This is a genomic window from Pantoea sp. K16, from assembly GCF_048452805.1.
GTDB classification, from domain to species: domain Bacteria; phylum Pseudomonadota; class Gammaproteobacteria; order Enterobacterales; family Enterobacteriaceae; genus Pantoea; species Pantoea agglomerans.
Genome location: NZ_JBLWNV010000026.1, coordinates 1 through 9,989, shown reverse-complemented (window position 1 = coordinate 9,989; position 9,989 = coordinate 1). Strand labels below are relative to the sequence as shown.

The following is a 9,989-nucleotide window of genomic DNA, read 5'->3' as shown; positions in this document are numbered from 1 at the left end:
CAGCGGCGGCGTCCGGCGCAGCCTCTGCAGCGCTGTCGCCTGCGGCCTGTGCCTCGGCGTTTTCAGCCTGTGCGGCTTTCTTCGCTTTGGCGCGGGCGATAGCGGCCTGAACCGCGGCTTTACGCGGATCGGTTTCAGCGGCGGCGTCTGCAGCGCTGTCGGTTGCGGCCTGCGGTGCCTCGGTGCCTTCAGCCTGAGCGGCTTTCTTCGCTTTGGCACGGGCGATGGCGGCTTCGACTGCCGCTTTACGCGGATCGACACTGGCCTCAGCCTGGTTATCCGCCGCCTCAACCGGCACTGTTTTCTTCGCTTTCGCCCGGGCAATAGCCGCTTCAACCGCCGCTTTACGCGGATCGACGGTCTGACGCGTCACCGGCTGGGTTTCAGCCTGCGCCTCGGCCTGACGCAGACGCGCCTGCGCATGGCGGGCTTCACGCTGGGCTTCAAGCGTTGCCTCATCCGGTTCGGCCGTCTGGCGGGCTTTCACCCGCGCTTTGGCCGCAGCCAGTTCGCCGGTATCGGTGCGGGCAACGCGTTGCTTCGCCTCTTCATGACGCGCTTCACGAGCCTGCTTTTCACGCTCCAGTCGCGCCTGGCGTGCTTCGAAGCGTGCTTTGGCTTCCAGCGTGCGTTTCGCTTCCAGATCGATGGCGCGCAGTTCCGCTTTTTCCTGACGGTAATATTGCACCAGCGGAATGTTGCTCGGGCAGACATAGGCGCAGGCACCACATTCGATGCAGTCATCAATATGGTGAGCGCGCGCTTTATCGTGATCGCCGCCCTGGCTGTACCAGTAAAGCTGCTGCGGCAGCAGTTTGGCCGGACAGGCATCGGCACAGGCTGAACAGCGAATGCAGGACTGCTCTTCGTCGTTGTTGCCCATCTCACTGGCAGACGGGGCAAGAATACAGTTGGTGATCTTCACCACCGGCACATCCAGCGATGGCAGAGTAAAGCCCATCAGCGGACCGCCCATGATCACCATCTGACGCGGCGCAGGCGTGAACCCGACCTGGTGTAACAGATGGCTGATCGGGGTGCCGAGACGACTCCAGACGTTACGCGGCTGGGCGATCGCCTCGCCGGTCAGCGTCACAACGCGTTCGGTGATCGGTTCACCATTAATAATGGCCCGCTTAACCGCCCAGGCGGTGCCGACGTTCTGCATCAGCACGCCGATATCGGAGGAACGCCCGCCGTGCGGCACTTCCTTACCGGTCAGGATTCGGGTCAGCTGCTTGGCACCGCCGGAGGGATATTTGGTCGGGATGACCCGGATGTGCAGATCGCGCTCGCTACCCAGCGCCTGCTTCAGTGCGGCAATGGCTTCAGGCTTGTTATCTTCAATGCCAATCAGCACCTGTTCAGCCTGTAACACCCAGGCGAGAATACGGCTGCCTTCCAGGACTTCGGCAGCGTAGTCCTGCATCAGACGATCGTCAGCGGTGATATAAGGCTCACACTCCGCCGCGTTAATAATCAGGGTTTTAACCCCGCGCAGGCCGCCCTTCAGTTTGGTGGCGGTGGGAAAACCCGCGCCGCCGAGACCGGCGATGCCGGCGTCGTGAATACGCTGCACAATGTCGGCGCGCGGATGCTGACGGTAGTCAGGCAGCGGATCCAGCGGCATCCAGCGGTCGTCGCCATCTGGCGTCAGGAAAATGCAAAGCTCAGAGAGACCAGAAGGGTGCGCGGTCATATGCTGACCGATATCTTCAATCACGCCGGAGGTGGGCGCATGGACTGGCAGCATGCGGCCAGTGCCAAATGTCAGAGGCTGACCGCGCAGCACTTTGTCGCCAGGCGCAACGCAGATCTCACCTTCATGTCCGATATGCTGTTTCAGTGGGATAATAAAACGGTGCGGCAACGGCAGTTCGCTGAGCGGCGTGCCGTTGGACTGGGTTTTCATTTCCGGCGGATGAATACCGCCCTGAAAATCCCAGACCTTCTCTTTTTTCAGGAAGTTAAACAGATTAAGCATGAGTTTCTACCGGGATCACCCGTACAGGAATGGTATTTAAATCCCACTTCCAGTTAGCTGGCGTGGTGGCAACCGGACGCATTTCAATACAGTCAGTCGGGCAGGGCGCGACACAGAGATCGCAGCCGGTGCAGACATCGCTCAGCACGGTGTGCATGGCGCGGGTTGCCCCGACAATCGCATCCACCGGACAGGCCTGAATACATTTGGTGCAGCCAATGCAGTTGGCTTCATCAATAAACGCAACGGTGCGCACCGGCTCTTTCGCCGTTTCGTCGCCATCAATCGGCTGCGGTTCAACGTTAAGCAGGGCTGCCAGCTTGAGCATGGTCTGCTCACCACCTGGCGCGCATTTATTGATCGCTTCACCATTGTTACCGACCGCATCCGCATAGGGACGACAACCCGGATAGCCACACTGACCGCACTGGCTCTGCGGCAGGATGGCATCAATCTGCTCAACAATAGGATCTTCTTCGACTTCAAAGCGGCGCGAGGCGTAACCCAGCAGCGCGCCGAACACCAGGCTCAGCGCACTTAATACGGCAACAGCAATCCAGATCGCGGTCATCAGAATTTCACCAGACCGCTGAAGCCCATAAACGCCAGCGCCATCAGGCCCGCGGTAATCAGGGCGATGGAGTTGCCTTTAAACGGGGCAGGAACATTGGCCAGCACCAGCCGCTCGCGCATACCGGCGAACAGCACCATCACCAGCGAGAAGCCGATAGAGGCACTGAAACCATACAGCGCGGCCTGCATAAAGGTGTGGTTAAGGTTGACGCTCAGCAGAGGTACGCCCAGCACCGCACAGTTGGTGGTGATCAGCGGCAGAAAGATACCCAGCAGACGATAGAGCGACGGGCTGGTTTTACGCACCACCATTTCGGTGAACTGCACCACGACGGCGATCACCAGGATATAGGCCATGGTACGCAGATAGACCAGATCCAGCGGCAGCAGGATCAGATGGTTGACCAGCCATGCGCAGATCGAGGCCAGGGTAATGACGAATGTCGTGGCGAGACCCATGCCAATCGCCGTTTCCAGTTTTTTGGAAACGCCCATAAAAGGACACAGGCCGAGAAACTTCACTAATACGAAGTTATTCACCAGCACGGTGCCAACAAAGAGAAGCAGATAATCGGTCATTTTTTCGCCTGGGAGCCAGAAAGCGGCTTATTATCATTGATAGCGCGGCGTATCTCAACACCTGCGCCATCCGCTGAGCGGCAGACCGCACTCAGAATTAAATTCCTGACATAACTCACAGCGTTATGGCGCGATAAAGGTCGTTTTTACCCGTTTTGAGCGTTTGAAGTAGGGCGCAAACACCGCAGCGGCCAGCAGCGACAGCAGTAATGTCTGGAGGGCACGGCTATCGGTAACCGGCGTAAAGGCAAAGGTTTTCAGCGCCAGCAGCACGGTAATCAGCAGCCAGAGCAGGTAGTGACGCGGCAGGCGGCGGGAGCGCTTAAAGAACAGCCAGCTGATCCAGAGACTATAAGCCCAGACCGCCACGGCGGTGAGCAGGGAAATAGCCCAGTAAGAGAAGAGTGTGCTGCCGTGAGAAAAAAGCGCCACACGCCATTCCGGATTAAACAGTGGTGTCAGATACATCGCCAGCACCAGAACGGTGGTTAACAGGGTCATTATCAGCCAGGCCAGCGGCAGCAAAAGCCAGCCACCAATACGCGGCGCAGCAACCTGTTCATTCATCGTGGTTATTCCTGTCTCGGGGAGTCGAAGCGCAGCAGAATAACATGTCCAGAGGGGCACGCCCATCCGGACAAGATCAGCGGGATAAACAGCGATAAATCAGCCGAAAATCAGACCACGTAGCGCCACACCGTTTTAGGGACACAGCCGAGATCATATAACCGTCCGCCAGAGACCAGTTCAGCACGTCGGTGATCGGCAGCCCGGTACATATTGATGATTTCCAGATCATTCGTCAGGGAGTAATTAAGATGATCGAAAAGCTTTTCCAGACTGTCTGAATTATTTACTTTGCGGAATTTAAGCAGGTAATCGTGCGCAGTCATCATTGCCATAACAGATAGAAGTAACAAAGGAGTGCTCAGTATAGGGGGCAAGCTTATGCTGTCCAGATCATGCGGCTTAAAAAAGGCGAAAATCAGATAAAAGCACCTTATTAGTCACTAAAACTCCATATCTGGCTTTTTTACTATTGTCTGAGCCAGCAACTCAGCGTCTCTATCTTAAACACCTCACTAACTAATTACGGACAGAGTCGGCATAAAGTGTTTAAAAGCAGAGGTTAAATATTATTTTTTTCTTATTCAGCGCTGACAATGCATTAGTGGCTTCTTTCTCACCCTTTTAGCCCAAAAAAATTAACCATTCTGCACTTAGTGCCAGAGAAACGTTTCGCCCCTGACTCAGGCCAGCGATCTACTGTGCGGACTATCACAAATCCCATTTTTTGTTCATCGCAGGCCGGATAACCCGTTTTGTACGCCTGGCTGTAATCGTTTCCAGTGGCAGTAAGCATAAGCGATTCTGTTTATTACAATTATTTAACGAGCAGATTTTTTCTACTCAGCCGTTTTATCCATAACTCCCTCGTCAGCCAAACCGTGTGACTACACGTAACCCCTTTAAATTGCTCTGTTTTGTGAAGTGTGTCGCCATTATGCACGCTTTTTTAGTCCAGTCTAAGCAGGCTCTCTACCCTAAACAGCAAACGCCTTTCAGAGGATTAAAAACTATGTGGAAACGTTTACTTCTGACCACGCTGGTCAGCGCCGCGTTAACCGGCCCGGTACTCGCTGCAGATATGACGGTCGGCTTCTCGCAGGTAGGTTCGGAATCTGGCTGGCGTTCGGCGGAAACCAACGTAGCGAAAAGCGAAGCCAAAAAACGCGGAATCACCCTGAAAATCGCCGACGGACAGCAGAAACAAGAGAATCAGATCAAGGCGGTACGTTCGTTCATCGCTCAGGGCGTTGATGCCATCTTCATCGCACCGGTGGTGCAGACCGGCTGGGAGCCGGTACTGGAAGAAGCCAAAGATGCCAAAATCCCGGTTTACCTGCTGGACCGCGCCATTGTGGTAAAAGACAAATCGCTCTATCAGGCGGTGGTGACGGCTGACAACGTGCTGGAAGGCAAGCTGATTGGCGACTGGCTGGTGAAAACCGTGGGCGACAAGCAGTGTAATGTGGTGGAACTGCAGGGCACGGTGGGTGCCAGCGTGGCAATCGATCGTAAGAAAGGCTTTGCTGAAGCGATCAGCAACCATCCAAACATTAAAGTGATCCGCTCGCAGTCGGGTGACTTTACCCGCAGTAAGGGTAAAGAGGTGATGGAGAGCTTTATCAAGGCGGAGAACAACGGCAAAAACATCTGCATGGTTTACGCGCATAACGATGATATGGCGATCGGTGCCATTCAGGCGATTAAAGAAGCTGGCCTGAAACCGGGCAAAGATATTCTGACCGGCTCGATTGATGGTGTACCGGATATCTATAAAGCGATGCTGGCGGGTGAGGCTAACGCCAACGTGGAGCTGACGCCAAACATGGCTGGCCCGGCGTTTGATGCGCTGGAAAAATTCAAGAAAGATGGCACGCTGCCGCCAAAAGTGATCAAGACCGAATCTAAGCTGTTCCTGCCTGCCGACGCGCAGAAGGAGCTGGATACCAAAAAAGGCATGGGTTACTGATTCACCGATCAGCCGCAGACCAGCCGCAGACCGCCCTACGGGGCGGTTTTTCATGACGTGAGGCGGAGTGAGCAGAATGACCACGCAAAATGAAACACCGCTGTTATCCATCAGCGGCGTCAGCAAAGGTTTTCCCGGCGTCAAAGCGCTGAATAATGTTTCCTTTGATATCCGTAAAGGGGAGATCATGGCGCTGCTGGGGGAGAACGGTGCCGGCAAGTCCACCCTGATTAAAGTGCTGACCGGTGTTTACAGCCGTGATGCAGGGACCATCACCCTGAATGGTGAGCCGATTACGCCGCATAATACGGCGCAGGCGCAGGAGATGGGCATCGGCACCGTTTATCAGGAAGTTAATATGCTGCCGAACATGTCGGTGGCAGATAACCTCTATATTGGCCGTGAACCGCGCCGCTTTGGCATGATCGACCGTCGCCGGATGGTGCGGGAGGCCGATGCGCTGATGCGGAACTATGGTTTTTCCCTCGATGTGACACGTCCGCTGGGCCACTACTCGGTGGCGATGCAGCAGATTATCGCCATCTGCCGCGCGGTCGATCTTTCCGCCCAGGTTTTGATCCTGGATGAGCCGACAGCCAGTCTGGATGCCAGCGAGGTTGAGATGCTGTTTACCCTGATGGCGCAGTTAAAAGCCAAAGGGATGAGCCTGATTTTTGTGACGCACTTTCTCGACCAGGTGTACCGCATTACTGACCGGATTACCGTGCTGCGTAACGGGCAGTTTATCGCCACCCGCGATACCGCCACGCTGCCGCAGATTGAGCTGATTAAGCTGATGCTGGGTCGCGAACTGCTGGAGACGGCGCTGCAGCGGCAGGGCAGCACGCTGCGCAGCAATCAGCCGGTGGTGTCGTTTGAGGATTACGGCAGGAAAGGCACCATCGAGCCCTTTAACCTGGAAGTTCGTCCAGGCGAAGTAGTGGGACTGGCGGGGCTGCTGGGTTCGGGCCGCACCGAAACCGCCGAGGTGTTGTTTGGTATTCGTCGTGCCGACCGAGGAACAGCGAAGATCAAAGGCAAGGTGCAGCGCATTACTAATCCGGCGAAAGCCTCACAGCTGGGCATGGGTTTTTGCCCGGAAGATCGCAAGACTGACGGGATTATCGGCGCGGCCTCGGTTCGTGAAAATATTATTCTGGCGTTACAGGCGCAGCGCGGCTGGCTACGGCCAATTAAGAAGCGTGAGCAGCAGGCGATTGCCGATCGTTTTATCAAGAGTCTGGGTATCCGTACGCCGCATGCAGAGCAGCCTGTGGAGCTGTTATCGGGCGGCAACCAGCAGAAGGTGCTGCTGTCGCGCTGGCTGGTGACCAAACCGCAGTTTTTAATCCTCGACGAACCGACGCGCGGCATTGATGTGGGCGCGCACGCCGAGATTATCCGTTTAATTGAATCCCTGTGCGCCGATGGTCTGGCGCTGCTGGTGATCTCCTCTGAACTCGAAGAGCTGGTCGGTTATGCCGATCGGGTGTTGATTATGCGCGATCTGAAGCAGGTGGCAGAAATTCCGCTGGAGCAGCTTTCGGTAGCGTCGATCGTCAATGCTATCGCGGACGGAGGGGTAAAACATGCTTGAGTCCCCTATGACATCTGAAAAAACGCCACGTCGTAAGCTGAAACTCCCGCCAGGGATGCCGCAAATCGCCGCGCTGCTGTTGGTGCTGTTGATTGACAGTCTGGTGGCCAATAACTTTTTTGCCGTGCATCTGCAGGATGGGCGTCTGTTCGGCAGTCCGATCGATATTCTTAACCGTGCGGCACCGGTTGCCCTGCTGGCGATCGGGATGACGCTGGTGATCGCCACCGGCGGCATCGATCTTTCCGTGGGTGCGGTGATGGCGATCGCAGGCGCGACGGCTGCGACATTGACCGTAGCCGGACACGGTGTGCCGTTTATTATTCTCTGCACGCTGGGAACCGGTTTAGCCTGTGGCGTATGGAATGGCGTGCTGGTGGCGCTGCTGCGTATTCAGCCATTTGTTGCCACGCTGATTCTGATGGTCGCCGGGCGCGGAATCGCTCAGCTGATTACGCAGGGGCAGATTGTGACGTTCGACAGTGACAGTCTTGGCTGGTTTGGTAACGGCTCGCTGTGGATGTTGCCGGTCCCGGTCTGGATCACACTGGTGGTAGCGCTGGCGGTCTGGCTGCTGACGCGCAAAACCGCGCTGGGTCTGTTTATCGAAGCTGTTGGGATTAATCTGCGCGCGGCCCGTAACGCGGGTGTGACAGGCTGGCTGGTGGTGATGTCAACCTACGCCATAAGTGGCGTTTGTGCCGCTGTTGCGGGGCTGATCGTCGCGGCGGATATACGCGGTGCGGATGCCAATAACGCCGGATTATGGCTGGAGCTGGATGCGATTCTCGCCGTGGTGATTGGCGGTGCGTCGCTGATGGGTGGCCGTTTTAATCTGGTGTTGTCGCTGATCGGCGCGCTGATTATTCAGTCGATGAATACCGGGATTTTGCTCTCCGGCTTCCCGCCTGAGCTGAATCAGGTGGTGAAAGCGGTGGTGGTGATGTGCGTGCTGTTGCTGCAGTCACCACGGTTTATTGCGATGTTGAAACGGAGACGCCCGACATGATTAAACGTCATCTTCCGCTGATGATCACCTTGCTGGTGTTTGTGGCGGGTTACCTGTTTTGTCTGAGTCAGTTTCCGGGCTTTGCCTCCACCCGGGTAATCTGCAATATCCTGACCGATAATGCTTTTCTTGGGATTATCGCCGTCGGCATGACCTTCGTGATTTTATCGGGCGGTATCGATCTGTCGGTGGGTGCGGTGATCGCCTTTACCGGCGTGTTTCTTGCCCGGGCGATTGGCGATTTTCATATCGATCCCTTGCTGGCCTTTGCGCTGATTCTGTCGCTGGGCGCGCTGTTCGGGGCCATGATGGGCTGGCTGATCGATGCGCTGAAGATTCCGGCATTTATCATTACGCTGGCGGGGATGTTTTTCCTGCGCGGATGCAGTTATCTGGTGTCGGAGAACTCAATTCCTATCGATCATCCGTTCTACAGCATGCTTTCCAGTCTGGCGTGGAAAGTGCCGGGCGGTGGGCGTCTCAGCCTGCTGGCGGTGATTATGCTGGTGGTGGTGTCTGGCGGGATTATTCTGGCGCACCGCACGCGCTTTGGAAACCGGGTTTACGCCATCGGTGGCAATATGACATCCGCCCAACTGATGGGCGTTTCGACCCGTGCGACCACCATTAAGATTTATATGCTTTCCACCACGCTGGCGACGCTGGCCGGGATCGTGTTCTCGATTTATACCTCGGCAGGTTATGCGCTGGCAGGGCTGGGTGTAGAGCTGGATGCGATCGCGTCAGTGGTGATTGGCGGCACGCTGCTGTCGGGTGGTGTCGGTACAGTTTTGGGCACGCTGTTCGGTGTGTTGATTCAGGGGCTGATTCAGACCTGGATTAACTTCGACGGTACGCTGAGTTCCTGGTGGACCAAGATCGCCATCGGAATTCTGCTGTTTGCGTTTATCGCCCTGCAGCGGTTACTGACGGTCATCTGGGATCGTCAGCAGAACGCGCCCGTTAAGCGATTACCTTCCTGAGTTCTTCAGTACTCCGATCAATGGCGGCTCGCAGGAGCCGCCTTTTACTGCGCCAGAGGCAGCACCATTACCGTAACTTCTTCACCCGCGATTTGCCGCTGTTCCACCGCCTGCCATCCTGAACGCTGATAGTACGCCTGTTGATCGGGTGTATAGAGCCACAGTTCACCCATCTGCTGTTGTCTGGCTCGCGCAATCGCCTGCTGTATTAACGCTTTTGCCACGCCCTGACCCCGGAATGCCTTGTCCGTCACCACCTCACCAATCCAGAATTCTCGTGCCGGAATGTCATCCAGTTCATAGCGAATGACGCTGCAGGTCGCGACCACCGTTTCGCCATCCGGTGTGGCAATAAGAGTAAATTCTGCCGAAGGTTTCTGATTGCGCTGTTTTAAACGCTCAAGGATGGCAGGCGGGTGAGACCATGCAGGAAGGTGTGACCATTCAGTGTGCAACAGTTGTGCAGTTTGTCCGGCGAAGCCGGGATGTTGGTTTAGCTCGGCAATGTGCATGGCGCTGGCGACCTTTGTTTTTGTCAGGCTACAAGCAATACAGGCTGGTGGGGGAAAGTACAAGTTCATGAAAGGGTTAAGTTATAGCAAAGACTTTGGTTCTCTTTTGTATGACAGGAAAAACAATCGCTTTAGATTAAGGAGCAGGGTCAGGAAAGGTATGCCTGATCGCAAAGGATTCCCGCATCCATGCGGATCGGCCGCGCCATCCCTGGC

The 9,989-nt window shown here is 55.9% G+C and carries 11 protein-coding genes; 5 read left to right on the top strand and 6 right to left on the bottom strand.

What is annotated here, in order from left to right; all coding sequences use genetic code 11:
* The 5 genes from rsxC to ydgT all read right to left on the bottom strand — a co-directional run.
* Positions 1 to 1,984 (bottom strand): electron transport complex subunit RsxC (gene rsxC / locus ACK13D_RS21935; RefSeq protein WP_418797027.1); only part of this gene is annotated, 1,984 nt, incomplete at its 3' end.
* Positions 1,977 to 2,555, bottom strand: a complete 579-nt coding sequence (gene rsxB / locus ACK13D_RS21930; protein WP_010245386.1) for an electron transport complex subunit RsxB — start codon at positions 2,553 to 2,555, stop codon at positions 1,977 to 1,979. The genes rsxC and rsxB, both read right to left, overlap by 8 nt.
* Positions 2,555 to 3,136 carry an electron transport complex subunit RsxA gene (gene rsxA, locus ACK13D_RS21925; protein WP_003853423.1) on the bottom strand — a complete coding sequence of 194 codons (582 nt, stop codon included), beginning with the start codon at positions 3,134 to 3,136 and terminating at the stop codon, positions 2,555 to 2,557. The genes rsxB and rsxA overlap by 1 nt, the downstream gene beginning before the upstream one ends.
* Positions 3,137 to 3,259: 123 nt before the next feature.
* Positions 3,260 to 3,703 carry a DUF2569 domain-containing protein gene (locus ACK13D_RS21920; protein WP_010245382.1) on the bottom strand — a complete coding sequence of 148 codons (444 nt, stop codon included), beginning with the start codon at positions 3,701 to 3,703 and terminating at the stop codon, positions 3,260 to 3,262.
* A 110-nt stretch (positions 3,704 to 3,813) separates the two neighbouring features.
* Entirely contained in the window at positions 3,814 to 4,029 is a 216-nt protein-coding gene (ydgT, locus tag ACK13D_RS21915; protein WP_003853427.1) for a transcription modulator YdgT, read from the bottom strand.
* Between the two features lie 686 nt (positions 4,030 to 4,715).
* Here ydgT and ytfQ point away from each other — a divergent pair.
* The 4 genes from ytfQ (at position 4,716) to yjfF (ending at position 9,261) form a co-directional block, all read left to right on the top strand.
* Positions 4,716 to 5,672, top strand: coding sequence for a galactofuranose ABC transporter, galactofuranose-binding protein YtfQ (gene ytfQ / locus ACK13D_RS21910; RefSeq protein ID WP_010245380.1), 957 nt, complete (start codon positions 4,716 to 4,718; stop codon positions 5,670 to 5,672).
* Between the two features lie 76 nt (positions 5,673 to 5,748).
* A complete protein-coding gene (locus ACK13D_RS21905) occupies positions 5,749 to 7,269 on the top strand; it encodes a sugar ABC transporter ATP-binding protein (protein ID WP_010245377.1) in 1,521 nt (506 codons plus the stop codon).
* On the top strand, positions 7,262 to 8,278 hold the full coding sequence (ytfT, locus tag ACK13D_RS21900; RefSeq protein WP_010245375.1) for a galactofuranose ABC transporter, ATP-binding protein YtfT: 1,017 nt from the start codon (positions 7,262 to 7,264) through the stop codon (positions 8,276 to 8,278). The genes ACK13D_RS21905 and ytfT overlap by 8 nt, the downstream gene beginning before the upstream one ends.
* Positions 8,275 to 9,261, top strand: a complete 987-nt coding sequence (gene yjfF / locus ACK13D_RS21895) for a galactofuranose ABC transporter, permease protein YjfF (RefSeq protein ID WP_010245373.1) — start codon at positions 8,275 to 8,277, stop codon at positions 9,259 to 9,261. The genes ytfT and yjfF overlap by 4 nt, the downstream gene beginning before the upstream one ends.
* 44 nt (positions 9,262 to 9,305) lie before the next feature.
* Here the strand turns inward: yjfF and ACK13D_RS21890 are convergent, their stop codons facing one another.
* Entirely contained in the window at positions 9,306 to 9,773 is a 468-nt protein-coding gene (locus tag ACK13D_RS21890; protein WP_010670081.1) for a GNAT family N-acetyltransferase, read from the bottom strand.
* Between ACK13D_RS21890 and ACK13D_RS21885 the strand changes: the two genes are divergently transcribed.
* Positions 9,772 to 9,989: hypothetical protein (locus ACK13D_RS21885; RefSeq protein ID WP_418797026.1), on the top strand; the 218-nt coding region annotated here is incomplete at its 3' end. The genes ACK13D_RS21890 and ACK13D_RS21885 overlap by 2 nt on opposite strands.

Bases quoted from the DNA above. Each gene is read 5' to 3' on its own strand.
- rsxB (WP_010245386.1), bottom strand. From the start codon at position 2,555: ATGACCGCGATCTGGATTGCTGTTGCCGTATTAAGTGCGCTGAGCCTG.
- rsxA (WP_003853423.1), bottom strand. From the start codon at position 3,136: ATGACCGATTATCTGCTTCTCTTTGTTGGCACCGTGCTGGTGAATAAC.
- ACK13D_RS21920 (WP_010245382.1), bottom strand. From the start codon at position 3,703: ATGAATGAACAGGTTGCTGCGCCGCGTATTGGTGGCTGGCTTTTGCTG.
- ydgT (WP_003853427.1), bottom strand. From the start codon at position 4,029: ATGACTGCGCACGATTACCTGCTTAAATTCCGCAAAGTAAATAATTCA.
- ytfQ (WP_010245380.1), top strand. From the start codon at position 4,716: ATGTGGAAACGTTTACTTCTGACCACGCTGGTCAGCGCCGCGTTAACC.
- ACK13D_RS21905 (WP_010245377.1), top strand. From the start codon at position 5,749: ATGACCACGCAAAATGAAACACCGCTGTTATCCATCAGCGGCGTCAGC.
- ytfT (WP_010245375.1), top strand. From the start codon at position 7,262: ATGCTTGAGTCCCCTATGACATCTGAAAAAACGCCACGTCGTAAGCTG.
- yjfF (WP_010245373.1), top strand. From the start codon at position 8,275: ATGATTAAACGTCATCTTCCGCTGATGATCACCTTGCTGGTGTTTGTG.
- ACK13D_RS21890 (WP_010670081.1), bottom strand. From the start codon at position 9,773: ATGCACATTGCCGAGCTAAACCAACATCCCGGCTTCGCCGGACAAACT.